This window comes from Akkermansiaceae bacterium (genome assembly GCA_017798145.1).
Classification (GTDB): Bacteria; Verrucomicrobiota; Verrucomicrobiia; order Verrucomicrobiales; family Akkermansiaceae; genus Luteolibacter.
Genome location: CP059069.1, coordinates 2,645,416 through 2,669,943 on the forward strand (window position 1 = coordinate 2,645,416; position 24,528 = coordinate 2,669,943).

General features: G+C 58.9%; 21 protein-coding genes and 1 pseudogene. 11 read left to right on the forward strand and 11 right to left on the reverse strand.

Features of this window, described 5'->3' with window-relative positions:
* Positions 1 to 228: 228 nt before the first annotated feature.
* Positions 229 to 690: a 2-C-methyl-D-erythritol 2,4-cyclodiphosphate synthase gene (gene ispF, locus HZ994_11290; GenBank protein ID QTN34379.1), complete on the forward strand. Its 462-nt coding sequence runs from the start codon at positions 229 to 231 to the stop codon at positions 688 to 690.
* A 98-nt stretch (positions 691 to 788) separates the two neighbouring features.
* Here the strand turns inward: ispF and HZ994_11295 are convergent, their stop codons facing one another.
* On the reverse strand, positions 789 to 947 hold the full coding sequence (locus HZ994_11295) for a DUF3309 domain-containing protein (protein QTN32885.1): 159 nt from the start codon (positions 945 to 947) through the stop codon (positions 789 to 791).
* Positions 948 to 1,082: 135 nt separating this feature from the next.
* On the opposite strand from HZ994_11295, the gene HZ994_11300 reads away from it, so the two are divergent.
* Positions 1,083 to 1,577 (forward strand): hypothetical protein, encoded by a 495-nt coding sequence (locus tag HZ994_11300; GenBank protein ID QTN32886.1) that lies wholly within the window; start codon positions 1,083 to 1,085, stop codon positions 1,575 to 1,577.
* Positions 1,578 to 1,580: 3 nt separating this feature from the next.
* Complete coding sequence (locus tag HZ994_11305; protein QTN32887.1) at positions 1,581 to 1,892, forward strand: hypothetical protein; 312 nt, start codon at positions 1,581 to 1,583, stop codon at positions 1,890 to 1,892.
* Position 1,893: 1 nt separating this feature from the next.
* Here HZ994_11305 and HZ994_11310 read toward each other — a convergent pair whose 3' ends face one another.
* Positions 1,894 to 2,295, reverse strand: a complete 402-nt coding sequence (locus tag HZ994_11310; protein ID QTN32888.1) for a hypothetical protein — start codon at positions 2,293 to 2,295, stop codon at positions 1,894 to 1,896.
* A 223-nt stretch (positions 2,296 to 2,518) separates the two neighbouring features.
* On the opposite strand from HZ994_11310, the gene HZ994_11315 reads away from it, so the two are divergent.
* From HZ994_11315 to HZ994_11350, 8 genes are all read left to right on the forward strand, one after another.
* Positions 2,519 to 2,770, forward strand: coding sequence for a hypothetical protein (locus HZ994_11315; GenBank protein QTN32889.1), 252 nt, complete (start codon positions 2,519 to 2,521; stop codon positions 2,768 to 2,770).
* Positions 2,771 to 2,824: 54 nt separating this feature from the next.
* Positions 2,825 to 3,250, forward strand: a complete 426-nt coding sequence (locus HZ994_11320; GenBank protein QTN32890.1) for a putative toxin-antitoxin system toxin component, PIN family — start codon at positions 2,825 to 2,827, stop codon at positions 3,248 to 3,250.
* Positions 3,247 to 3,480, forward strand: a complete 234-nt coding sequence (locus HZ994_11325) for a hypothetical protein (GenBank protein QTN32891.1) — start codon at positions 3,247 to 3,249, stop codon at positions 3,478 to 3,480. The genes HZ994_11320 and HZ994_11325 overlap by 4 nt, the downstream gene beginning before the upstream one ends.
* A gap of 166 nt (positions 3,481 to 3,646) precedes the next feature.
* Positions 3,647 to 3,859 carry an addiction module protein gene (locus HZ994_11330; GenBank protein QTN32892.1) on the forward strand — a complete coding sequence of 71 codons (213 nt, stop codon included), beginning with the start codon at positions 3,647 to 3,649 and terminating at the stop codon, positions 3,857 to 3,859.
* Complete coding sequence (locus tag HZ994_11335; GenBank protein QTN32893.1) at positions 3,856 to 4,158, forward strand: type II toxin-antitoxin system RelE/ParE family toxin; 303 nt, start codon at positions 3,856 to 3,858, stop codon at positions 4,156 to 4,158. The genes HZ994_11330 and HZ994_11335 overlap by 4 nt, the downstream gene beginning before the upstream one ends.
* A 30-nt stretch (positions 4,159 to 4,188) precedes the next feature.
* Positions 4,189 to 4,773 carry a hypothetical protein gene (locus tag HZ994_11340; protein ID QTN32894.1) on the forward strand — a complete coding sequence of 195 codons (585 nt, stop codon included), beginning with the start codon at positions 4,189 to 4,191 and terminating at the stop codon, positions 4,771 to 4,773.
* A gap of 258 nt (positions 4,774 to 5,031) precedes the next feature.
* Positions 5,032 to 5,973 (forward strand): hypothetical protein, encoded by a 942-nt coding sequence (locus tag HZ994_11345; protein ID QTN32895.1) that lies wholly within the window; start codon positions 5,032 to 5,034, stop codon positions 5,971 to 5,973.
* Positions 5,970 to 7,604: an exonuclease gene (locus HZ994_11350; protein QTN32896.1), complete on the forward strand. Its 1,635-nt coding sequence runs from the start codon at positions 5,970 to 5,972 to the stop codon at positions 7,602 to 7,604. Before HZ994_11345 ends, HZ994_11350 begins: the two co-directional genes overlap by 4 nt.
* A gap of 13 nt (positions 7,605 to 7,617) precedes the next feature.
* Here HZ994_11350 and HZ994_11355 read toward each other — a convergent pair whose 3' ends face one another.
* The 9 genes and pseudogenes from HZ994_11355 to HZ994_11395 form a co-directional block, all read right to left on the reverse strand.
* The gene (locus tag HZ994_11355; protein ID QTN32897.1) at positions 7,618 to 7,878 is read right to left on the reverse strand and encodes a hypothetical protein; all 261 of its coding nucleotides are present in this window, start codon (positions 7,876 to 7,878) and stop codon (positions 7,618 to 7,620) included.
* Positions 7,871 to 8,074: a hypothetical protein gene (locus tag HZ994_11360; protein ID QTN32898.1), complete on the reverse strand. Its 204-nt coding sequence runs from the start codon at positions 8,072 to 8,074 to the stop codon at positions 7,871 to 7,873. Before HZ994_11360 ends, HZ994_11355 begins: the two co-directional genes overlap by 8 nt.
* Before the next feature lie 289 nt (positions 8,075 to 8,363).
* Positions 8,364 to 10,517, reverse strand: coding sequence for a PAS domain S-box protein (locus tag HZ994_11365; protein ID QTN32899.1), 2,154 nt, complete (start codon positions 10,515 to 10,517; stop codon positions 8,364 to 8,366).
* Between the two features lie 11 nt (positions 10,518 to 10,528).
* A pseudogene (locus HZ994_11370) lies at positions 10,529 to 13,250 on the reverse strand (PAS domain-containing protein).
* Positions 13,251 to 13,404: 154 nt separating this feature from the next.
* Positions 13,405 to 14,028: a chemotaxis protein CheB gene (locus HZ994_11375; GenBank protein QTN34380.1), complete on the reverse strand. Its 624-nt coding sequence runs from the start codon at positions 14,026 to 14,028 to the stop codon at positions 13,405 to 13,407.
* Between the two features lie 115 nt (positions 14,029 to 14,143).
* Positions 14,144 to 14,644 (reverse strand): PIN domain-containing protein, encoded by a 501-nt coding sequence (locus HZ994_11380; GenBank protein QTN32900.1) that lies wholly within the window; start codon positions 14,642 to 14,644, stop codon positions 14,144 to 14,146.
* Positions 14,574 to 14,876 (reverse strand): hypothetical protein, encoded by a 303-nt coding sequence (locus HZ994_11385; protein ID QTN32901.1) that lies wholly within the window; start codon positions 14,874 to 14,876, stop codon positions 14,574 to 14,576. The genes HZ994_11380 and HZ994_11385 overlap by 71 nt, the downstream gene beginning before the upstream one ends.
* A 266-nt stretch (positions 14,877 to 15,142) precedes the next feature.
* Entirely contained in the window at positions 15,143 to 23,620 is an 8,478-nt protein-coding gene (locus HZ994_11390; protein ID QTN34381.1) for a cyclic beta 1-2 glucan synthetase, read from the reverse strand.
* Between the two features lie 319 nt (positions 23,621 to 23,939).
* Positions 23,940 to 24,323: a DUF302 domain-containing protein gene (locus tag HZ994_11395; GenBank protein ID QTN32902.1), complete on the reverse strand. Its 384-nt coding sequence runs from the start codon at positions 24,321 to 24,323 to the stop codon at positions 23,940 to 23,942.
* Positions 24,324 to 24,528: the final 205 nt, after the last annotated feature.

Consider the following 24,528-nt stretch of genomic DNA (forward strand, 5'->3'; position numbering starts at 1 on the left):
TATGGATACAAATGTGCATTACACTGATAGCGAATGGAATCCACCGGCTCCCTTGCTCTCTCGGGAAATCCAGCGCGGGGGCGGTGTGCTATCTCCCCGGTCTGAGCGTCTGGCCGCTTCGATACAAATAGGAGAGGATAGAAAACGTGCGAATCGGCTACTGCCTTCGGCTAAGCCCGCAACCACTTACCTCACCAAACCCTAGGAAATCATGGATCTCAGCACCAAATATCTGGGCTTGAACCTACGTTCGCCGCTGGTGGTTTCGTCCTCGGCGGGGTTGAGATCCCGCACAGCCAGGGGTTGGATGGCCATTCGGATGCGGATGTCCTCTGCCATGCCATCGCGGATGCCGTCCTGGGTGCGATGGGGAATTCCGACATCGGCCATTATTTCCCGCCGGGCGATCCATCCTGCAAGGACATCTCTTCCCTGAAAATCCTGGAGAAATGCCGCGAACTTCTCGCGGAGGAAAACCTCTCGCTGGTTAACATCGGCTCCACCCTCATCGCCGATGCTCCAAAAGTTTTGCCCCACCGCGAGGCCATGCAAAGGAACATCGGCGCAGCCCCGGGCATCCCACCCTCCCGCGTCGGCATCAAGGCCACAACCAACGAGACCATGGGCTTCGTCGGCCGCAAGGAAGGCATCGCCGCGATGGCCGTCGCCATGGTGACAACCGTCGCGTGAGGCGGAGCTTCCCGCAGCCGCGGATGCGGCGAGCTCTGCAAAGCGGAACCTGCAGGGCATCTGCGGAATTGTGCGCAAACCCGGATCCGGTCAGCCGACTACCCTTTTGAATTACGAAATCCACCCATGAGGTAGATGACGAGGCAGATTAGCAAAATCAGGCCCAGGCCGCTGCCGCCAATGATCGGGCCACCGAAGTAAAAGCCACCGCCGCCGAAAAGGAGAAGCAGGACAAGGATGATGATTAGTAGATTCATGCCGATAGGATGCCATTTCTCCGCCCGGCATCTATGGGGTCTTCACCCCATGGCGTGGGATCGACCACGTGCTTAGTTTTAGAAATCGCAAAGGGGAGCACGCACCCCAACCAACAAATCAACCATACCAATACCGTGATTACCGAAATCCACCCAGATACACCGATCAACCAACTGCCGCAGGCAGCCAGGGAAACCGCCCAACATGCCATCGATGCCACCAAGGACGCCGCGCACCGGGCCACCGACGCGGCCAAGGACATGTATCAGTCCGCTGCGACCAAGGCCAGCGACACGCTGGCGATTTCCAAGGACTATGTGCGGCGCAACCCGCTGCCAGTTGTCCTGGGAGCCGTCGCACACGGCGCGGCCATCGGTTACATTCTGCTGAGCTCCAGGAGGAAGCCGACCTTCGGCGAACGTTTTGCGGACGAGCCTCTGGCCTCCGTTCGCGAGGCGATCCTCAGCGCGCTGACGCCCATGGCGCAGGGTGTCCACGAAGGATATGATTCGGCGCGGGACAGTGTCGGGAAAGCGATGCATCAGGCACGCGGGTTTGGCGTACAGCGCAGCTGCGGGAATTTGTCAGACCGGCTCTGCCGCGTTGGCAGCAACCTCAAATTCTGGTAAGCCATGAACGATACACCAAACAATACGGCGGAGACGGTTTCCGTGGAGGAAATGGTCAGTGTCTCGCTTTGCAATGTGAAGCAGCGCCTTCGCAACCGTCGAACGAAGTGCGAGGATCGCATCAGGGAATCTCCGGCGGCATCCGTTCTGGGAGCCGTTGGGGTCGGCTATCTCCTGCACCGGATGCCCGTGCGCGCAATCCTTGTCACCCAGGTGCGGATTCTTTCGGCGCTGGCACCGCCCGCGTTGTTCCTTTTTGGTGCGGCGAAGCTTATCAGTTTCCTGCAAAGGCAACAGCCTGCCGACCGGAAATAAGTCATTCGTCCGGCGGCGTCTTTTCCGAGATCGCTTCCAGCATCCTCTCGTGCCCGGCTTCCTCGACGCCCTCTTCGAAAAGCCTCTCCTCAGCGCTGCGGCCTTCGGCATCCTCACCGTCATCGAAATCGACCATGGCCTCATGGCCGGAGGAACCCGGGATCGGATTCCAGCGATCCGATTCGGGCATCGATTCCATGAGCAGTTGCTTCGGATCCAGTTCGTTGCCGCCGGTCAATTCCCTCTTGGCCTCATCCCAATCGGCCTTCGTTGCCTCATGCAACTCGCGGCCGTTGATGAAAGCCAGTTCGGCGGCGCGTTTGCCGATCATCTCCGGGCTGACCGTCCCAACCCCCTCGCCATGGATCATAAAGGCGCCCTCATGCAGTGGATTCTCGTTCATAATGTTTCAGGCGGAAACCGGGTACCGCATAGGAAACGGTACAAACCGTCCCCGCATGCCGCCATGGGGTGAAACCCTACTGCTGGCGATCTCAGCCTTCCCGCACCGGGAAGTCCCTTGGCTGATGGGGCTCCACAGTTTGGTTGTCTCATTGAATAACGACGACCTAACAACCCCCGGCTTCCAGCCTTTACGTTTTCCCAAACCCCGCTAGTTATAAGGTATGAATACGTTGGAAATCGACATCGAAATCGGAGCCGAAGGCAGCGTGAAGCTGCTCTCGCCCCTGCCCACATGGCTGAAGCCGGGACGTGCTCGTGTTCTTATGACAGTGGAGTCGGTGCAGGAGGAACCGAAGCGCCAAAAATCCATTGGTAAACCTGATTTCCTCGCTCGCCAGCAGGCATTGTTCGGGAGCCGGGTGCTACCCGACTCGCAGGCGATTCTGCAGGAACTCCGTGCCGACCGCTTCTGATGCGCTACTTCGACACCGGCGTCCTGCAATGATCCATCCTGACCAATTCGAGCAATGATCCGTGCCGTGCTCGATACGAATGTCCTGCTCGCTGCCCTGCGCTCGCGCAACGGAGCTTCTTTTGAAATCCTTTCCCGTTTTGCCAAAGACCAGTTTGTCATGGTCATCGGAAACACCGTGCTATCCGAGTATGACGAAGTGCTCAAACGGGAATGCCCCGGCTTCGGAATCCCGCTTGAGACCATTGACCGCTATCTCGATGCCATTTGCGCCCGAGCCATCTTCTTCCAAACATCCGCATTTTGGAAACCGGCACTTCCCGACCCTGATGACGAGGCGTTCGCCCAGCTTGCGCTCGAAGCAAAAGTAGGGTATCTCATAACACACAACCAACGCCACTTTCCCGCCGACCGCCTCCCGGCCTTGAAAATCACAACGCCCAGGGAATTCCTCGATATCCTCCAAACCGCAAAGCCATGATCGTCCAAGCCACAATTCCCGACTATCTCATGCGCCAGGCCGCCGAGGTGGCCGAGCGGGAGAATACCACCGTGGATTCCATCATTTCCATCGCCCTTTCCTCCCAGGTGACCGCATGGCAGGTGCGCGATACGGTTGAGCAACGTGCCAAGCGGGGCGCGGCTTCCGACCTCGAATCCATTCTCGCCGAAGTCCCGGATGTGCCGCCGGTTCCGGGCGACGAGAAATAAACAGCCACCGGCGAGCGGATGTAAGATCCGCCAATCATGGAGAGCCGTGCTTCCAGCCGGCAGCATTGCCTGAGGAACGAAAGCCGGCCAAAGGTACGGCTCTCCATTACCCCAAGCTCAAAATTGGGCGCTTGATCGCAGGCTCATAACCGATTAGCCTCCGCCCATGTTGGCAAAGGAGCAAATTTCCCGGATGTCATCCAGCGAGCGGATGGAAGCCATGGAGCTTCTGTGGGAATCGTTCTCCACGGAAGGGATCGATTACCCCTCGCCCGATTGGCACGCCAAGGTTCTCGCCGAGCGATCCGAAATCATCGACTCCGGCAAGGCGACCTGGCTCTCGGTCGATGAGCTTCAAGCTCGTTTGGCGAACCGATGAAAAGGCACGTCGTCGTTCTCGCGGAAGCGGCCAACGACATCGAACGCGGGATCGACTTCTACGACGCGATCGAAGATGGCGTCGGCAGGTATTTCAGGGACTCGATCATCGCGGATCTCCGTCGGCTCGGACTCTATTTCGGCGAGCACCGGATTCACTTGGGGTTCTTCCGGGCGCTATCGTCCAGGTTTCCCTACGCCATCTACTACCGGGACAAGGATGACATCCGGCAGGTTGTCGCCGTGCTGGATCTACGCCGATCACCGAAATGGATCCGGGAGACGCTTACCAAACGGTGAAAATGTCACAATGAAGCACCTGCAAAAAAAATGAATGATTTTCCCTTCAGAACCCGCAAACGGAATGTTTGGCTATTCACATGGGAATCAAGTCCCGCAGAACGCATAAAGGCGCTCGGCAGGCAAAAAATCGTAGCTGTTCTCGATTCAAGGGTTTCAAATACCTTTGTGGAAAGATATTTTCCACTTCTTCAATATTCAGAAAAATCCCTAACAATTCATGAAAAATGCGAGGGAATGCACTATGATTCAACCAAACATCCAAAAGACCCTAACTGGAAAGAAATAAGGTCAATCGAAGGACGATATAGGTCTAGGGGAAACCCTTGGCTTGAAGCAAGACGCGTAGAATGCTTTTTTGTCGATGTGGTGAACATTTACTTTGAAATCTCGTATTGGATTGAACCAGAAACATTAAATCTAAATTACTCAGAGGAGGCTGGCGCGGTTACTCCTCAGCGCCTCGTCAAGCTCGAATCTCGACGCCTGAAAAATGGCTACGACGAGCGAATATTTTACAACGAAAATGCAATCCCACCGAAAAAACCCGTAACAAAGGATACCGAGTTTTCAGAGGAGGACTATTCCTGCAGAAATCCCCGACGATTATTATGAGCGATCAGAAACGAGCGACGAAGACAGCTTTACTGTTGTATCAACCTGTATTGAAAGCTGAAGAGGATGAGAGGGTTGCGAACGAAATTCCGCATCCCGATTCCCAATAGTTCCGCAGCCTGCAATAGCCTTTCACAGCAAACCTAAGACCTCTCCTCGCAAATTTCCGAAGAACTACCAGAACCATCAGACGAGACCGGGCTGAGAATTCAGCGCGAGGCTGAATTGTCAAATCTCCCGAATGGAAGTTCTCCGGCATTGTCTGAAATTATCAATCGCTCACTAGTCCACATCCAGACGAGTAAGGTAAAGTGGATTCTACATCGAATTGGAGCGCATGAACTTTATGATCCGGATTACCGGCTTGTTTGCGCATACGGGGAGGAATTGAATCTACCGCTGGAGGAAGTGCTGACATTATTGCTGAGTGATCCGTGGAAAGGCCGCGACTCCCCCTTTCGAACAATTCTGCGCGATGGTCATTTTGTAAGACTTTACATTGATCAATCCCTGCTCCCGACTGCCCGCTTCCCGGCAATTACCGGCCTAAAGGTTACAGAGCTTGAACTCAGTTCGAGAGGGGGTCTAAATTTCGATCTTTCGGGTCTGAAACCAAAATCACTTCCAGATCTTATCGATTTTTGTTGTGTCTGTTCCGATTTACAAGAACTGGATCTTTCTCCGTTTCCAATGCTTGAAAGACTCCAATGCCAATTCAACCAACTGACAGAACTTGATCTTTCCCACGTGCCCAATCTTCGCGAACTGCTTTGCTTCGAGAATCAGCTCAAGGAGTTGGATCTGTCTCCGGTCAAAGGAATCAGAGTCCTTTGGTGCGGAGATAATCAGTTGACGGAAATCGACCTTTCCGAATCTCCCAACCTCGAGGATCTTTGCGATTGGAACAATCCTTCGACGGGAATTGATGTTTCGAATCTCACGAAACTCAAAAGGCTTGGGTGCACTGGAATGGGGATATCGAGTCTGGTTCTGTCTGCAAATCCAATTCTCGCAGAACTCTATTGCTTTAACAACCAATTGTCTGATCTAGACCTTTCCTCAGTTCCCAATCTCATTTCACTTGATTGCAGAGATAATCAAATCATCGAATTGGACGTCCGTAATCTGTCGAATCTTGAGACCTTGAAATGTGATCCGGCAACCCGTGTCGTTCAGCGTCCTGACCAGAACTTCAAATGACAGACGACGTAAATTGGATCCTTCTCGACACAGAAACCACCGGCTTCGCCCGGCCTGTCTTTGCTGTGGATCTTGCAGCGCAGAAGATGTGCGGCTGGGAAAAGGACGGCGAGCCGTTCCGGCGGATGCTCAATCACGGGTGCAAGATTTCCGATGAGGCATCGCGGGTGCATGGGTATACCCGTGAGATTCTGGAGCGGGATGGGAGTCCCCCGGCGGAGGTTTACGGGGAGTTTGCGGAGTATGCGGACGGTTTACCGGTGGTGGCCTACAATCTTGCATATGACTGGAACCGGGTGCTGTTGCCGGAGTGGAAACGACTGGGAATTTCCCCTATCGGCGCGCCGGGTTTCTGTGCCCTGAAGCTGGCGCAGCGGCTGCTCGATCCTGTGCCTGCGGGAAACTGCAAGCTCCAGACGCTGCGTCAATATTACCGCTTGCCGGAGAGCGGGGCTCATACGGCGCTGGGTGACGTGCTGACGGTGATCGACCTGATGCAGCAGATGCTGCGGCCCTTGGCGGAGAAGCGCGGACTGGATACATGGGAGAAGATCGTGGGCTTCGCGGGCGACGATTGGTTTCCCTCGCGGCTCTCATTCGGCAAATTCAAGGGCAGGCTTTATCAGGAGGCGCGGGAGGATGCGGAGCTGCGGGCGTGGCTGGAATGGTTGGCGGAGTCCTCGAACGGACGGAGTTCGGCGATGGGGCGCTGGTATCTCAGGCAACTTGAGAACGGCTGCGGGCTGGAAGATGCGGCGTTTCTCGACCTGCAAATCCAGGGGGATACGGGCGGAGCCACCGTCGAGGCCGGGCTGGTGGTTTTCCAGCAACCGGAGCTGGAGCTTTACCAGCGGCTGGTGGAAGCGGCGCGGAACCGGCTGGCGGAGTTGGAGCTGGAATTCGGGATCGAGAAATCAAAGGTTGATTCGGTACGCTCCAGGCTCTTCGCGGCATTGCGAGCAAGCTATCAGGAACGCGACCGTCTGCGGCTGTTGGTGCAGTTCCGCAAGGCCTTCATCGAACGTCTGCTGGCGGAAGGCGAGGAAGCCGCCGGAGCGACGAAGGACGACTATCAGCGCGAGGCGGCGGGGAAGGATCGGGAATATGATTCCACGGCATCGGCGCTGGAGGGGAAACGGGAACTTAACGACGACGAAACAGAACGCCTGAAACGGCTTTGGAAAAAGCTCGTTCGGATGTTTCACCCGGATCTCTACGAGCACGATCCGGAAAAGCGCAAGACCTACGAACGGCTCACCCAGGCAATCAACGATGCCCGCGACCGGGGTGACATCGAGTTGCTGGAACTCATCGCGAAGGATACTCAGGCATTCATTCTCAAGCAAGGATGGGCAAGCATTGCCCTCGACGGCGAACGCGAGCTAAAGGATCTCCGGTCTCTTTACGTACACCTCCAGGCAAGTATCCTGGAGATGATCGAGACTCTGGACGAATTGCGGACCAGTCCGGAGATGGAAATCTTCCAGGAAGTGGAACTGGACGAATCTGTAATCGAGCGGAACGCCGCTGCGCAGCGCGAGGAATTGAGGCAGGAGATCGAAGACCTGAAAGCCGAAGCGGAACGCGTGGCGGAAGAAGCGCGGGAGCTGGCGGGCGAGGTGCCGTTTTGAGAGGGGCGCGGATTCAGACCTCCTCAATATCCACGATCCGTAGCTCTTTGACGGGGTGATCCGCCCAGAAGGCGACCAGAAGATCGCGGATGAGGATGAACTGCACATCGCGCCCGGTATCATCCGGCTCGGAATAGTCCCCGATTTGAGCCGGGCTGGCCGCAAGCTGATATAGCAGCCCGATCAGCTTCTTCTGGCGAGCTTTGGAAAGCGATAGAAGGAAGTCTGCTGCTTTGGATGACAGGACAGGCTCGTATGAGTGCCTTTCAGCCATGTCCGAGATCGGTGGCGAGTTTGGACAGGGGGGTTTTCTTTCCGGCATCCATTTCCCTCATGAGTTTGGAAATGCTTTTGCGCCCGCTTTTTGACTGATGCTTGAGTCTGAGCAGATAAGCAGACATTGCTTGACGATCCCGCTCCGACAAACGGGCGAGGCGTTGTTTCAAATCCAATTCGATCGAAGCAGTCATCCTGAAGAAAGATGTCCCATTTCCCGCCATGGGTCAATCTTCGGGTATCATTTCAAGCACAGGACGAGATCACCGCAGGCTTTTCGATGCGAAGGCGCTCCGCGCCTTGCGTTCGGGGTGGCGTCTCCGCCGCCCGTGCAAGAGTCATTCATGCTGCGGGTGAAGACACCCGCTTGAAGTCAAGGCGCGGAGACGCGCCTACTCCCTCATGAAATCCGCTTAAAACAGCGCCATTCAACCCGGCTCATCCCAAATATCAAATCACCCAATCCCCAATTTCCCTTTCAGGCTAACCCTTCTTGCGGGATTTCCTTTTCCCGCCTTTTTCGGCTGGTACTTCCACCCGGATGGTGGTGGGTTCGCCGGGCGCGGATTCCACCTGGAACACGCCGCCCATCATCTCGACGCGCTCCCTCATGCCGAGCAGGCCGAGGCGGTTCTTCCTTTTGCCGGTCGAGGTGCCGGTGTTGTCGAAGCCCTGCCCGTCGTCCTTGATTTCCATGCGGATCACGCCGTCAACGAGCCGGATGCTCACTTCCACCTGGCTGGCCTTCGCATGGCGAGCCACGTTGGTGAGCGCCTCCTGGGCGACGCGGAAAAGCCCCGTTCGCACGGTGTCCGTCGATTGCTCGATCCCGGCGAAGACCTTGAGCCTGACGCGGATGCCGGTCTCTTCCATGAATTGTTTTAGGAATGCCTGGAGGGTTGGGATCAGTCCCAGTTCGTCCAGCATGGTCGGGCGCAATTCCCTTGCGAAGCGATGCACGGTTTCGACTGCCTTTGACACCAGCTCATGGGTGCTCTCGACCCTCTTCTGGAGGCTTCTCGGATTTGCAGCGGCTCCACTGGACAAGGCCGCCATGTGGACATTGATGCCCACCAGGGTCTGGATGATCACGTCATGCAACTCGCGGCTGATGCGCTTCCGCTCGTCCTCCTGGGCATGCAGGAGCCGATGGGAAAGATTCCGCAATTTCATTTCCTGGCGGCGGGATTGTTTCAGCAAGCGGCTCTGCTCCAGCCTGGACGAGCGAAGATCCGCCTCCACCGCGTGGCGCCTGACGATTTGCTGTTTCAGTTTCAGGTTCGATGCGCTCAGCACTTCCAAACGCCGCCGTGCGGCCTCGGCCTCGGCGCGCTCCGTGGTGTTTTCGAAAAAGCATACCACCCCGTATTCGTCGTCCGGCAAGGTGACCCGCTGGATCTGCCACTCGTAAACCTCCTTCACCCCGAGATCCCGGCGTCGCTCGGCAAACGCGGGTGACCGGTAGGGCTCTCCGGTTTTGAGGGTGCGCCGGAATTCCCTGATGATCTGATCCGCAGCCCGCCGCGGCCAGACGGCGCGCACGATCTCGGAAAAATCCCGGCCGATCAGGGGGCCGACATTTTGGAAAACCGCCATTGCCGTCGGGTTGGCCTGTTGCATGCGGAAATCGGTGCTCACCACGTAAACGCCGACGGGTGCCTGTTCGATGAGGGAGGTGAAAAGAATCCCGCTCCGGCGCGATTTGTCTTCCGCGAGTTTGCGCGCCGTGATGTCGCGGATGTTGCACTGGATGATGGAGTGGTCTCCCTCCTGATAGAGATTCGCCACCACCTCCACCTCGTGGAGCCGCCCGTCCTCGCTTTCCAGCGGCAGATCCTCGTAGCGGACTTCATGGTTCGTTTTTAGGTTGCGGAACATTTCGCGGCTCGCCGCCTCATCCTTGAGCAGGCCTATTTCGAAAAGCTCCTTGCCGATCAATTGCCCGCGCGGATAGCCCAGCAGCTTCGTCATGAACGGATTCGCATCGGTGATCCTGGAGGTTTCGGGATCGATGAGCAGGACGCCGTCGTGTGCCGCTTCGAAGAGGCGGCGGTAGCGGATTTCCGAAGCCAGCACCTGTTCCTCCGCCTGGGTTCGCTCGGTGATATCCATCACCACGGCGCTGCATTCCTCCCCGTTGGCCGAGCTCAGCACCTTGATGTTCACGATACGCGGCGGGGCGCTTCCGCTGGTGATCACGGTATCGATGGACTGCCTGGATCCCTCCCAGAAAGCCTTCTCAAGGAAGGCTTTGAAATCCGCCCGCATGTCAGGGGAAAGCAAAAGCGAGAAGGCACGTCCCGCAAGTTTCGCGCGATCGACGCCGGCCAGCAGGGAGCCGGTCAGGTTGGCAAGCCGGATGATCCCATCGGGTGCGAGGGTGAAATAGCCGACCGGTGCGAAATCATAGAGGTCGGTGTAAAGGTCGCGTTGCGTCTCCGCATCATCGCGGGCGCGACGGAGCTCCGCATTCTGCATCTCCAGCTCGATCTGGTGAACCTCCAGTTCGTGGAGCATGCGCCGGATGTCGGTCTCGGAATTGGGGGCGGCGGGTTTCGCAGTGGTTTCCTTGGCGCGCCGTTCGGCGCGGCGGCGCAAGTCGGCGTCCGTATCCTCGTTGTTCGGCTTCTTCGGCATGGCGTGGTGGATCAGGTGTTGGCGGATCCCGGCGGTTTGCCATCGCCCTTCCGCGACCGTTTGCGTTCCTCCTTCAGGTCCACCCTTGCCTTGTCCAGCTTGGTGGACTGGCCGACCAGGCGTTTCTCGAGAGTGACCTGCATATCCTTCAGCTTTGCCTCCAGCGTCTTCGCGATGCTGATGTCCCAGAAAGTGATCACCACGCCATCGATGCGGTCGTCCTGCGTGCGATAGGGGCTGATGCGCACCGCGAACCAGCGTCCGTCCCGTGTGCTGACCGCGTTCTCGGCGACTCCGAGTTTGCGCAAGACCTCGGAGGCGTCTTCGCTCAGCTCCGGGTAAAGCAGGTCGGATGCGAGGTCGGTGATGGGCCGACCGACATCGCCCGGAATGAGCTTGATGATCTTGGTGGCCTGCGTGGTGAAGCGGCGGACTTTGAGGTCGTTGTCGAGAAACAGGGTGGCGATGTCCGTGCTGTTGAGCAGGTTCTTCATGTCGTTGTTCGCGCGGGACAACTCGTCGAGTTTCCCCTGAAGCTCGGAGTTCACCGTCTGGAGTTCCTCGTTCAGCGACTGCATCTCCTCCTTGGAGGTGGTGAGTTCCTCGTTGGTGGACTGCATCTCCTCGTTGGTGGACTGCATTTCCTCGTTGGCGGATTTGATTTCCTCCTGCGAGGTCAGCATTTTCTCCCGCGTGTTGACCAGTTCCGCACGGGTCTGTTGCAGCTCCCATTCGGATTCCGCCAGGCGGAGGCTGGCAGCGGGCCGCTTGCCTTTCGCGGGCGGGGACTTGGTTTCCGCAGGAGCCACGACGTCCCGGAACACGATCGTCACCAATCCGGCAAGAGGCTCGGCCTCCCCCATCCGTTCCACGGTCACGTCGGCAAACTGCGGCCCATCGTTGGTTCCGATCTTCAAGCCGCGCAAGGTCACCGGGCCCTCCTGCCGCAGGGATTTCTGGAACGCGGCGCCCAGATCGTAGCGCAGTCCCTCGCGGGCCATGGCGAAAATGTTCAGGTTCGCCTTGCCCACGGCGGGTTCGAGATATCTCCCGGTCTGGCTGCTGATGTAGAGGACGTTTCCCTGTTCGTTCACGATCACCGTGGGCGGTGCGTAGCGCCGCTGGATCAATTGCTCCGCCTGCGTCTGGAAATTGAGATACGGCTTCTGCACAGTGCCGGCTCCCTTCCCGCCGATCAGCGCCGGGGCAAAGGAGGACGGAAACTCGATGGGCTCCGGCTGCACCGCGGGCTCCGTCCGCCGGAAGATCCGCGCCTTGATATTGGCGGTCGCAAACAGGTCGGTGAAATGGCCGACCGCCTCCGCGTTCCCCAACAACAGGATGCCACCCGGATTCAGGCTGTAGTGGAAAAGCGGAAGGATTTTTTTCTGCAGCTCCGGCGCGAGATAGATCAGCAGGTTCCGGCAACTCAGCAAATCCAACTTGGTGAACGGCGGATCCAGGATCAGGCTGTGGGGCGAAAAGATGACCATTTCACGTATCTCCGCGCGCACCCGGTAACCGCTGTCCTCCTTGCTGAAAAAGCGGCGGAGTTGCTCCGGCGTCACATCCGCGGAGATGTTTTCGGGAAACACCCCTTGGCGAGCCTTGTCGATGGCATCGCGGTCGAGATCGGTGGCGAAGATCTGGAGTTTGAAGTTTTTCTTCGGCTCGAGTTTCTCCACCACCTCCCTGAACGCCATCGCGAGGGAATAGGCCTCCTCACCTGTCGAACAGCCCGCCACCCATGCCCTCAGCGCACCTTCCGGGCGGTTTGCGAGCAGGGCCGGCAGGGTCTCCTCGCGCAACGTTTTCCAAACCAGCGGATCCCGGAAAAAGGAAGTCACGCCGATGAGGAATTCCTTGAAAAGCAAATCCAGTTCCTGCGGGTTCTCCTGCAGGAAGCGCACGTAGCTTCATGATCTTGTCGAGCTGGTGGATGCCCATGCGCCGCTCGATCCGGCGGTAGAGGGTGTTCCGCTTGTAGAAGGTGAAGTCATGGCCGGTGCGGGTGCGCAGGAGAATGAGGATCTTGTCCATCGCGCTGCGCATCTTCTCTTCGACCACGTCTTCGGGTATGGTGGCGGTGGGCTTGTGCTTCAGATACGCAAGGATTTTCCCCGGCAGCTCCTCCACCGGTGCGACGATGTCCGCCAGGCCGGCATCGATCGCGCTGCGCGGCATGCTGTCGAACTTTGCGGATGACGGCTCCTGCACCAGCACCAGCCCGCCCTTTTCCTTGATGTCCCGCAGGCCGAGCGTCCCATCGGAACACATGCCCGAAAGGATCACGCCGATACTCCGCTCCTGCTGGTCCAGCGCGAGTGAGCGCATGAAAAAATCGATGGGCAGCCGCAGGCCGCGTTTCTCCCCCGGCTCGAAAAGGTGCAACACCCCGTGAAGGATGGACATGTCCTTGTTCGGCGGGATCACATAGACGCGATCCGGTCGCACCCGTGTGCGATCCCTGACCTGCACAACCTTCATCCGGGTGCTGCGCTGGAGGAGTTGCGCCATGAGGCCTTTGCGGGTCGGATCCAGATGCTGGACAATCACCACCGCCACCCCGCTCCCCATCGGGAGGTGCGCCAGGAATTGGTCGAGCGCCTCGAAGCCCCCGGCGGACGCACCGATCCCCACGATAGGGAAAGCGGCAGCAGGCGGCGGGGCCGGGCTTTCCTCAGCGACCGCAGGAGCAGGCGACTTGGGGCGTGGGGATGACGGGCTCTTCATTTTCATACGACAGATGCCCAATGGCCTTTACTACGCGGTTGGTCGAATCGCAACGGCATTCAGCTTTGCAACCAGTCAACACCGTGCCCGCTCGGCATACGGCTCGCAATGCAATTCGTTTTCCGAACCAGAGCCATGGCTCCAAGCAAAGCAGTCATGATGCATGCACGACCTCCCCCGCACCGACCAGCTCGATCAATCGTGGGGCTATCTCTTCCAATGGCAAAACGAAGTCAACGTCGCCGGTCTCGATCGCGGTTTGCGGCATGCTGAAATCCTGCGAAGTGGGGCGATCCTGCGCGATGACCGTCCCGCCATTGTCCTTGATGATGCCCACCCCGATTGACCCGTCCCCATCCCCCCCGGTGAGCACCACCGCGATGGCATTCCTTTTGTAAAGCGACGCCACCGAAGCAAACAGCGGTTCGGCCGATGGGCGCGCGAAATGGACTTTCTCCGCCGTTGCCGAAGAGATCTCGATGATGCCGCCCGACAGGACGAACATGTGATGGTTGGGCACGGCCACAAAGACGCTGGAATGGCATAACACGTCGCCGGTCTCGGCCTGCCTGACATCCAAGGGCGTGCGGCACTTCAGGATCTCGGCCAGAAGGCTCTTATGATCCGGCGAGAGATGCATGACGATGGCGATAGCCGCCGGAAAATCAGCCGGCAAGGCTGCCAGAATGACCGACAGCGCGTTTAGCCCGCCCACCGATGCGGCGATTGCGATGACGCATTGGGCTGGCTCGCAGGGGCTGTCTTTCATGGGTTGCATCAAGGTGATGGAAATCCACAGACTTGCCATGGGGTGTATCCCTACCCCGCTTCACGGGCGTGGCTGCTCTTTGCCGAAGGTGCTGTATCTTTTTCGTCCTTTGGATTTTTACGGCTTATGAAGTCAGAAGTCTCAGTTTCAGCCCGTCCTTTTCGTAGTTCCGGAAGTCCCGGTCAAGCGTGACGAACTCCGCGTCGTGAAGGATGGCGAAGGCGGCGAGGTAGGCGTCCATCCAGACTTTGGGTGAGGAGGATGGTAGTCCGGCGAGGCGGTGCCAGAGCGGCTCCAAATCCGGAGCTTCGGCAAGCAGGTGGATTTTTGGCAGTTTGGCGAGCGAGGCAATCAGGCTCACCGCGTCCTGATTGGTGAATCCCTCAGCGCCGTAGGCACGGAGCAAGGCCGGGGTGGTGGCGAGGCGGAGGAAACTTTGCTGGCTCGCCCGGCAGAAGCAGGCGGGGGATTCCTCGGTGACTGCGTCGAAGACCTGCTTCGCGAGGGAGTGATGCGGGTGGGCCGAGAACGTGAGTGCCAGCCACACGTTGGAATCAAAGAGCGAGTCCAAGGCGCTGGAGATCTTCCTGTTGTAAGGTTTCCTGCTCAAGGGAGAGCAATTCATCGACCGTCATCCGACTGACCGGGGCGTCCGCGGCACACCGAACCACCGGCAGACCGTCTGCCTGGATCTCGATCCGGGGCTTGGCGGGCATTGGCTTTGACGTCGCCCCTTGGTCCGCGAGTCCACGTTTCAAAAGATCGGCTGCAACATCCTTGAGCTTCCGACCCTCATGCACGGCCCGGAGTTTCATTGCCCGCACCAAATCGGGAGGAAGATCGAAGGTGGCTTTCATAGGGGAAACTTGCTGGTTTTCTGGTTTCCTGTCAAATCCCCTGTTGGCGCTGCCAAGCTCGCGGAGAATGCACCGGCGGCGCTCGTTCGCGATGGTGCTAAACCTAAATTCAGATATGAGAACCACGGATGACACGGAAAGCACGGATCTAGAGGCACTTATGAAATCCATCCCGATCACCCAGAGGGTTAGTCGCACAGTCAATGTAACTCACTGATTATCCGTGTATATCCGTGAAATCCGTGGTTCCTATTTTCCTTTCTAGGCTAAGCCCTACCCGGCACCCGAAACTCGGCGAAATGCTCGCGTTGATCGTCGCAGAGGGGCAGGGATTTTCCTGGGATTTCTTTCCCGTCGAGGGTCAGGGAACCCGTTGCTGGCGAAGTTCCCGAAACGCGGCGGATCGTGATGTGATAGACGGTTTGGCGGTAGCGGTAGTGGACCTTGAAGGAATCCCACGCTTTCGGGAGATGGGGCGTCAGGCGCAGGTGATCGCCCTCCAGTTTCATGCCCAGCAAGGTATCCACGAGCAATCGGTACATCCAAGCGGCCGAGCCCGTGTACCAGGTCCAACCGCCGCGCCCGGTGTGCGGCGCGACCGCGTAGACGTCCGCCGCGACGACGTAGGGTTCGACTTTGTAAGTGGCGATTTCCTCCGGTGTCCCGCCGTGATGGACGGGATTGAGGAGGGAGAAGAGTTCCCATGCGCGTTCGCCGTCACCCATCTTTGCGAAGGCCATGGCGGCCCAGATCGCTCCGTGGGTGTATTGCCCGCCGTTCTCGCGCACGCCGGGAATGTAGGCTTTTATGTAGCCCGGATTGAGGGGGGATTTGTCGAAGGGTGGATCGAACAGTTGGATCAGTCCGTCATCGCGGCGGACCAAGCGCCGGTCCACGGAATCCATCGCCAGGCGTGAGCGTGACGGATCACCGGCTCCACTGATCACCGACCAGCTTTGCGGCAGGGAATCGATCTGGCATTCCAGATTGAACCGCGATCCGAGGGGTTCCCCGTTGTCGAAATAGGCACGGCGATACCAGTCGCCGTCCCATGCGTTTTCCTCGATATTGAGCTGCAAGAGTTGTGCGTGGGCGAGGCAGCGTTCGGCAAATGCGTGATCGTTCCGGCTGTGCGCTAGCGGGGCGAAGCGGGTGAGCACATCATAGAGGAAGAACGCCAGCCACACGCTTTCGCCGCGTCCCTCCTCGCCGACGCGGTTCATTCCATCATTCCAGTCCCCGCAGCCGATCAATGGCAGGCCGTGCGAGCCAAGGGGAAAGCTTTTCTCAATGGCCCGCACACAATGCTGATAGAGAGTGCCCGTCTCTTCGGCGCGATTGGGAAGATCGTAGTAGGCCTCCTCGTCGGGTTTGACCGGGCGGGCTTCAAGGAACGGAATGATCTCGTCGAGCACGCCGCTGTCCGCGACGGTGGAAACGTAGTGGCAGGTCACATAAGGCAACCACAGAAGATCATCGGAAAAGTGCGTCCTCACCCCGCGACCCGCCGGGGGATGCCACCAATGCTGCACGTCACCTTCCCGGAACTGCCGGGCGGCGGCGCGAAGCAGATGCTCGCGGGTGAGCGCCGGTTGGGCATGCACCAGCGCCATCACGTCCTGCAACTGGTCGCGGAATCCGTAGGCTCCCCCGGATTGATAGAATCCGGTTCTTCCCCAAAGCCTGCAGCCCAATGTCTGATAGAGCAGCCAGCCGTTTGCCATGACATTCACTGCCGGATCCGGCGTATCCACATTCACCGCGCCCAGCGTCCGGTTCCAGAATGACCAGACGCCTTCAAGCGCCTTCCGGCCCGCGTCCGCGCTGCGGAAGCGTCGGATCATTTCGCCCACTTCCGCCTTGTTCCGGCCGACACCGAGACGAAACGTGGTTTCTCGTTCCCCTCCGTCCGGCAGATCGAAGGTGACCTGAACGGCGCCGCATGGATCCAGCCCCGCACCGACCCTGCCGGAAAGTCGCGCCCGTTTCAGAGCCGCCGGATGCGAAAGGCTTCCGTTGCGCCCAATGAATTCCTTGCGGTCGCCGGTGACCGAGCGCGTGGCATCGCTCACATCCAGGAAGACGATCCGTCCCGGAAACTCGGTGTTGTCGAAGTTTCTCGCGAGCAACGCACCGGTCTTGAAATCCACTTCGGTCCGCACATGAAGCAGGCTCTTCGGCCTCAATTCGCCCAACACCCATTCCCAGTAGCCGGTGACGGAAATTCGGCGCGGACGACCCGAGACATTTTTCAATTTCAATACGGTGAATTTCACCGAGGCGTCCATCGCCACATAAACCCACAGCTCGGAGACAATGCCGTTTTCGGAGTGCTCGAACACCGTATAGCCGAAGCCATGGCGTATGACGTAGGGGGTCTCGCCGCGCGCGGGTGCCTGAGTCGGCGACCAATAGCGACCGGTCTCCTCGTCGCGGATGTAGAAAGCCTCACCCGTCGGATCCCGGACCGGGTCGTTGCTCCAGGGTGTCAGACGGAATTCATGTGAATTCTCAACCCAGGTATAGGCGGAACCAGCTTCCGAAACCACCGTCCCGAAATCCGGATTGGCCAGCACGTTCACCCATGGCGCGGGTGTCGTTTGTCCGGGCTGAAGGGTGATGACATATTCGTGGCCGTCCTCGGTGAACCCGCCATGGCCATTTTCGAAAATCAGTTCACGCGGGGGAAGCGGCATGGCCGGAACGACGGAGTGTTGCCGCGTGATCTCGAGCTTCGGGACCACCGGCTCGAATAAGCTGCGGTGTTCGGCCTGGTCCGCCAACGATCCCTTCTCGTCATCCAGGACGATGCGGGCGGATGCCTGGAGCAGGATCAGGTCATCATGGGCAACCTGTTCAAGGCTCCGCACGAAGATCCCGCCGGGTTTCTCACGCATTTGCGCTTCGGTTCCCGATGAAATCAGATTCGTGATCTCGTCGCCCAGGGATTGGCGGTAAACCGAAACGTCCTCATGCAGGATGACCAAGTCAACCGTCAGCCCCTTCATGCGCCAGTAGGAGTGCGCGCGGATCAATTCGCGGACGAGTTCGATCTTCGCCATGTCGCTGATGCGGAGCAGGATGATCGGTGAATCACCCGATATGCCATAACTCCAGAGTCCGTTCCTGCCCCGCTTGTTGTCGAGCAGGACACCGGGGTTCGCGCGCCTGGCGGGATCCGCGTAGATCAACGCTCCGGCGAGACGCCCGTAGAGCTGGGCTTCCGTTTCGGATACATTGAGATGGTGCAGGGTGACCAGATTGTGCGTCCATGCCAAATCGAAGGCACGTTCGGCCATGTGGAGGCTCTGATACTTTTCCACATGGGCCAGTGCGGCGTCACGGGTTTCGGCGACCCCCAGAACCAGGGTGACGACGGCGTTTCCATTCGGGGGGATCGAGATCGTGCGCCGCAGGGAAACGATGGGATCGAGCACGGAACCAACGCTGTTGGAAAGCGGATCAATGCTCTGCATGGCTGCCGGACGCGCCATGGTGCCGCCCCGGCCGACGAACCTGGTGCGATCGGTTTCGCAGGAAATTTCCCCCACATTGCCCTCGTGACTCACCATCATGTGCAGCAACAAAGGGGGATTCTCATCCTCGGAACGGCCGCGACGGGAGCAGAGGATGGCGGAGGATTCCTTTGCGAATTCCGTTTGCACGAACAGATTGCTGAATGCCGGGTGCGCCGAGTCCGCGCCCGGACTCGCGAGCACCACCTCGGCATAACTCGTCAACTCGACCAGGCGCGCCACCGCGGATCGGTTGCTGATGGTGACGCGGCGCAACTCCACGTCATCCTCCGGAGACACGATGATTTCCGTGTGAATGTCGAATTCGGCATGCGAATGGCGGAACTCGGCCCGCGACTGCTTGAAGATCGCTTCATAGCCCTTCGTCGGCTGCAATGTGGGTTGGTGGGCGGCGGACCATACCTCCCCGGTTGCGGGATCCCGCAGATAGACAAAGGTCCCCCAGCAATCGCGCGTCGCATCCTCGTGCCAGCGGGTGACCATGAGATCGCGCCAGCGGCTGTAGCCTCCGCCCGCACTGCTGATCGCGACATGATAGTTCCCGTTCGACAGCAGGTGCACATCCGGCACCGGTGGGGAGGGATTCGTGAACACGCGCATCACGTTCTCACGTTCATCGTAGAGGATTCGCTTGGCCTCAGGCGCCGAATCATCGGCCAACACCGTCGCCACCGCCTTGGGCACGCGTTCCTGCAACAGCAGGTCGGCGGCCTTGAGCATGGGGCAGGCCATGAAACGCCGTTGCATCGGATCATCAAGCAATAGGTTGTCCAGCGCGAGCAGGCTCATCCCCTGATGGTGGACCATGTAGGATTGGATCGTGGCGCTGGTCTTGCCCGGCGGAAGCCGCGTGGGCGTGTAGTCCACCGCTTCGTAGAATCCGTATTCGCCGGCAAGACCGTCGGCAGCCAGACGCTGAAGGTTTTCGCATGATTCCCGCGGCGCGACCATGAGCGCCATGGCGGAGGCATACGGGGCGATAACCAGATCCTCGGCCAACCCCCGTTTCAATCCCAGACCCGGCACGCCGAAGGCATGGTATTGATAGTTGTGCAGAACATCCGTCCGGTTGTAGCCGGATTCGGAAACTCCCCACGGGATGCCGTGTGCTTTTCCATAAGCGATCTGTTGCTGGACCGCCGCCTCGTAGGTATGATCCAGCAGGGTGTTTTCATAGGTCGGCATGACCAGCAGCGGCATCAGATATTCGAACATCGAGCCACTCCATGAAACGAGCAACGGGTCGCCACGCAGGGAAACGAGCAGGCGACCCAGCGAGAACCAGTGGTCCTGTGGAACCTGCCCCATGGCGATGGCGACGTAGCTGCACAGCCGCGCCTCCGAGGCCAGCAGGTCATAGAAACTGAGGTCACACCGGTTTGCGGGAACGTTGAAACCAACGGAAAACAACTCTCTGGCCGGATCGAACAGGAATGCGAAATCCATCGCCGCCAGATTGTCGCATTGTTTCGCCAGGGCTTCCAGCGACTCCAGACGCTGGCGTGCCCGGTCGCAGGATTCACCCAGACAGCGGGAAAGTTCGGTGAGACGATCGCGTTCGCCCGCCCGGAACCGATTCGGATTCGCTGCGATTTCCTCTGACACAGCGGTGGTCATGGACTGGAACGATTCACCGGATTCGGCCAACTCTTGCAAGGTGGTGACGTGGCCGAGACTGAGCCCGAGCGCCTCGCATGCGGGGAGCGGATCGCCATCGGTTTGCCCAAGGATTGGCAACTCAAGCCATGGCGCAAGAAACAACATCTCCGCGAGGTGCTCCCCGCATTCCCGCTCAAGGCATTGCGCCCACCGCACGGATTCCTCCCCTTCCTCCGCCAGCGAGGCGGCGAGGCCGGAGGCGTGGTCGCTCACCGCCAGTAACAACGAGTATGTGGCGCGGAAATTGCAAGGTGCGGCTTCCAGTTTCGCGTCGAGCGGCTCCAATTTCTTTCCTTCGCCGGTGAGTTCCGCGAGCACCCTCACGGTATCCCGCAGGCCCGAGAAGATCACGGGAGTAAAGGTTTTCGCCCCGGCCAGCTCCCTGAGCCCGGCGCCGAGAACCAGCAAATGGCCTGATAGATTTCCGCTGTCCACGCTCGAGATGTAGAGCGGGTGAAGCGGTTGCAGCGTGCGGGTGTCATACCAGTTGTAGAAGTGCCCGCGATAGCGCTCGAGTCCCTGCATCGTAGCGAGCGTGTCATGGCTGCGCCGGATCAGGCCGCCTGCCGGGAGATAGCCGAAATCAAGGGCGGCAAGATTCGCCAGCAGAGCCAGTCCCATGTTGGTGGGAGAGGTCCGTGTGGCGGTTGTCGGAACCGGAACCTCCTGATAGTTGTCCGGCGGCAGCCAGTTCTCCGTGGCGGTGACAAACGTTTCGAAGTAGTGCCATGTCTTGCGGGCGGTATTTCTCAGAAAACCCACCTGGCCTGCGGTCAGTGCCTGTGTCGGCGATTCAATGGGCAGGCTGATCCACCATGCGATCCACGGAGCGGCGAGCCATACTCCCAGAATCGGCAGCGCCGTGAACAGCTCGGCCGATCGCACGAAGAACAGGAAAAGGCCGACAGCCACCGAGACCGCGGGCGCGATCCACATGGTGATATAAAATCCGGCGAGATCCGATCGGGAGTCTCCTTCGGCATCGCTCGAGGTTCGCCACTCGAGGAGGCGCTTGTGCGTCACGAGCAAACGCATCAGCGTTTTTCCGATGGCATCCAGGCTGATGAACGCGTCGTAAGGCAGAAACGCAATGGTGAGGAATATCTGGCCGACTTGCCGTCCGCAGGATACTGCCACCGCCCGCAGATGCATCGCCCACGGCAAGTCGTGCGGCTTGCGGGCCAGATTGACCAGGGCTGACAGAAGTCCCGGCAGAATGACCATGGAAACGACCACGAGAGTCCCCACGTCTCCGAGGTCGGGAAGTAGAAGCCATGCGCCCAGAATCAAAAGCATCAGCGCCACAGGAACGAGACTCCGCCGCAGGTTGTCGAAAATCTTCCATCGGGAAAGGGCGGAGAGTGGATTGGCGATGCGCCGCGCATCTGGGCCGGGAACCCGCGGCAGCAGCCATTGCGTGATCTGCCAATCCCCACGGATCCAGCGGTGCCGCCGGTCGATATCCACGTTGTAGCGCGATGGATACACTTCGTAGAACTCCACGTCGCTGACCAGCGCCGAGCGGGCATGGCAGGCCTCCAGAAGATCATGGCTGAGAACGGTGTTTTCCGGAAAGCGCCCGCTCATCGCGCGCTGGAAGGCGTCCACATCATAGATCCCCTTGCCGATGAACGAGCCCTCGCGGAAGACGTCCTGATAGACGTCGGAAACCTCCCGCGTGTAGGGATCGATCCCCGCATCGCCGGCGAAGAGCCTGACAAACCACGACCTCCGGGCGCTCGGCAGACTCACGCCGATGCGCGGCTGGAGAATGCCATATCCTTCCGCGACCACACCGCGCTTTTGATCGAACACCGGGCGGTTCAATGGATGGACCATCGTGCCAACAAGCCGCCTGGCCGCATCGCGCGGCAACTGGGTGTCGGTATCGAGCGTGATTACATATTTGATGGAATGCAGGATCCGGACATCACCCACCACCACGGAAAAACAATTCGCGGAACCCCCGCGAAGCAGGGCGTTGAACTCCTCCAGCTTTCCGCGCTTTCGTTCGTAGCCCATCCACAATCCTTCCCCGACGTTCCAGCGGCGCGGCCGATGAAACAGGAAGAACCGGGAGTCGATCCCGTCCGCATACTTCCGGTTGAGCATCTCGATCCCGGCACGCGCCCGCGTCACCAGCAGCTCATCCTCCTCAAGCACTTCCTCCGCAGCGTCCCGGACGTCCGTCAACAGGGCGAAATGAAGCTGCGGGTCCCGGTTCGCGAGATGATGGATTTCCAAGGATTCTATCAGACGATCCACGCCCTCCGGACTGGCAAGCATCGTGGGAACGACGACCATCGTGCGGCATTCCGATGGAATGCCGGAAAAGAAATCGAGGCGCGGCAGCAGCCGGGGTTTCACCACCAGGGTGGATAGCCAGTTCATCAATGCCACTGCCAGTTGGCTTGCACCAACGAGAAACAGCAGGCTGAAAAGAACCAGTTTCCAACCGTTCACCCCGAACAACCGGGCTTGCCAGATGAAACCCGACGCCGCCAGCAGGGTGATCAACACGATGCCTCCGATATAGAAAGTCAGGGGGAAATCATGGATGAACCGCCCGATGGCATGGCGCAATGGCCAACGCACCTTCGCCGCCCTCTCCAACATGGGCCGACCCTTGTCGACCAGATAATGGCCGACATGCGCGGTCCGTGCGCCGTGCCCGTACTTCCGCGCACCTTCGTTGGACATCTCCACGACCAGATCCGCGACTTCGGTTTCCGAATACTTGCTGTGCCGGGAGATGGCTTCGACCGTATGACGGTAGTGATCCCGTGTGGCGAAGTCCATTTCACCGTAAACACCGGCGGCATCCGATCGCAAAGACCCCTCGACCCGGCTCAATGTCTCCACGAACTCCTTCCAATCCATCGCACTTAGAAAACGAAGGCTGCCGATGCAATGGCTCACCGAAACCTGGTCGGTCGCCTGATTCTGGCTATCGAGATGAACCAGTTGCTCGACGGATGTGCCCTCCTCAGCGAGGCGGTGCTCAAGCCAGGTGCGCGCCAGATGAAGAACCGGACTGTATTGTGACAAACGTTGGCTGAATTCCGCCACGAAGGAACTGGACAAATGCAGCTCGGCCTTCGCCATGTCCGCCACGATGATGACCAGGCCGGACGGGTTCTTTTCCGCCATCTCCTGCAATCGGGAGACCCACAGACCGGCCAGCTCGCTATCTTCGCGCGCGATGGTCAAGCGGGTGGCGATACGCTGGAGATTCTCGATCAATGCAAGGCGCAGCATGATGGGAATCGCCCACAGCTCGCCGAGCTTGAGCGTATCCACGGCCTGATAGGAGTCGATGAAGGCACCGAGCGGGCCGGCGTCGATCTGCGCGTCCACATGCCGGATCAACTCCAGCACGATGTCATACACTCGGGGGAATCCGACGGAGGAACCCTTCGAAAGGCGGGGCAATTCCCGGCAATAACCGCGAGGCAGATGCCGCCGCGCCATTTGGATCTGCTCCTCGATGAGATAGAAATTGTCCAACATCCATTCGGCCGCCGGTGGCAGGCGATCGCCGGGATTCATGCTCCGGGTGCTGCGATTGAAGGAGCGGAGATCCCGCTCGTTGGCGTCCAGCCGGGAGAGCAGGCGGTTGCTCCCGCTGTCGGTGACGGTTCGGTGGGCCGCGGCCAAATCTCGGGCGTGGCGAGCGAGCTGCTCGACGCTGAACAACTCGTCCCGCAGCGGAGCATCGGCCTCACCTGGCCGCATCTCTCTGGTTCCACAGCGTGGTTTGCCTGTCAGGAGTTTCCGCATGAATTGATCCCGCGAAAGGGCTTCATGATTTCCACCCTTTGCAAGCCAAGCTTAACCCCATGAAATCCGGAAGCCATGGGGTGTACCCCTACCCCGCAGCCTCATTCATGATCTTGACGATCGTGTCCTCCACCTCACGGGCGACACCTTCCAGTTGCGGGATATTGAAAAGCGTAAACAGCGTGGTCGGCTTCAAGGATGCGAAGATCGTTTTCCCATCCTCTTCGTAGACCGAAATCCGGCACGGCAGGGCGGTGGAGAGGCTCATGTTTTCATCGAGCACCTTCTTGGCATGCTGTGGCTGGCAGACCTCGAAGATCAGGCATTCCCGTGTGAAATCGACGCCCTTCTTCACCATGGTTTCCTTCAGGTTATGTATGTGCATGACACCGAAGTGGTTCGCTTCGACTGCTGCCTGCAGCGAGTCTGCAGCCTCCTTCACGGTTTTTCCGGTCGAAAATTCGATGAGCATAGGATTGTTTTGGTTGAGTGGTTTCGATGGATGTACGGCGCTCACCGCATCACTTGTTTGATCTCATGGTGGCGAACAAAATCAGCAGAACACCCGCCGCGAGCCCGATGGCGAGCCACGGGCCAAATGCCCCGTGATTCCATCCACTCATCCATTCATCGGTATGATACATCATGGATGGTTTTCTTCGGCGATTTGTACGGGA

What these genes read in the sequence shown, in the direction of transcription:
- HZ994_11385 (QTN32901.1), bottom strand. Translation starts at nt 14,876, where the DNA reads ATGAAAGCCACCTTCGATCTTCCTCCCGATTTGGTGCGGGCAATGAAA.
- HZ994_11335 (QTN32893.1), top strand. Translation starts at nt 3,856, where the DNA reads ATGAAAAGGCACGTCGTCGTTCTCGCGGAAGCGGCCAACGACATCGAA.
- HZ994_11390 (QTN34381.1), bottom strand. Translation starts at nt 23,620, where the DNA reads ATGAATCCCGGCGATCGCCTGCCACCGGCGGCCGAATGGATGTTGGAC.
- HZ994_11380 (QTN32900.1), bottom strand. Translation starts at nt 14,644, where the DNA reads ATGAATTGCTCTCCCTTGAGCAGGAAACCTTACAACAGGAAGATCTCC.
- HZ994_11320 (QTN32890.1), top strand. Translation starts at nt 2,825, where the DNA reads ATGATCCGTGCCGTGCTCGATACGAATGTCCTGCTCGCTGCCCTGCGC.
- HZ994_11325 (QTN32891.1), top strand. Translation starts at nt 3,247, where the DNA reads ATGATCGTCCAAGCCACAATTCCCGACTATCTCATGCGCCAGGCCGCC.
- HZ994_11315 (QTN32889.1), top strand. Translation starts at nt 2,519, where the DNA reads ATGAATACGTTGGAAATCGACATCGAAATCGGAGCCGAAGGCAGCGTG.
- HZ994_11310 (QTN32888.1), bottom strand. Translation starts at nt 2,295, where the DNA reads ATGAACGAGAATCCACTGCATGAGGGCGCCTTTATGATCCATGGCGAG.
- HZ994_11365 (QTN32899.1), bottom strand. Translation starts at nt 10,517, where the DNA reads ATGCCGAAGAAGCCGAACAACGAGGATACGGACGCCGACTTGCGCCGC.
- HZ994_11305 (QTN32887.1), top strand. Translation starts at nt 1,581, where the DNA reads ATGAACGATACACCAAACAATACGGCGGAGACGGTTTCCGTGGAGGAA.
- HZ994_11355 (QTN32897.1), bottom strand. Translation starts at nt 7,878, where the DNA reads ATGGCTGAAAGGCACTCATACGAGCCTGTCCTGTCATCCAAAGCAGCA.
- HZ994_11375 (QTN34380.1), bottom strand. Translation starts at nt 14,028, where the DNA reads ATGCAACCCATGAAAGACAGCCCCTGCGAGCCAGCCCAATGCGTCATC.
- HZ994_11395 (QTN32902.1), bottom strand. Translation starts at nt 24,323, where the DNA reads ATGCTCATCGAATTTTCGACCGGAAAAACCGTGAAGGAGGCTGCAGAC.
- HZ994_11340 (QTN32894.1), top strand. Translation starts at nt 4,189, where the DNA reads ATGAATGATTTTCCCTTCAGAACCCGCAAACGGAATGTTTGGCTATTC.
- HZ994_11330 (QTN32892.1), top strand. Translation starts at nt 3,647, where the DNA reads ATGTTGGCAAAGGAGCAAATTTCCCGGATGTCATCCAGCGAGCGGATG.
- HZ994_11360 (QTN32898.1), bottom strand. Translation starts at nt 8,074, where the DNA reads ATGACTGCTTCGATCGAATTGGATTTGAAACAACGCCTCGCCCGTTTG.
- HZ994_11350 (QTN32896.1), top strand. Translation starts at nt 5,970, where the DNA reads ATGACAGACGACGTAAATTGGATCCTTCTCGACACAGAAACCACCGGC.
- HZ994_11295 (QTN32885.1), bottom strand. Translation starts at nt 947, where the DNA reads ATGAATCTACTAATCATCATCCTTGTCCTGCTTCTCCTTTTCGGCGGC.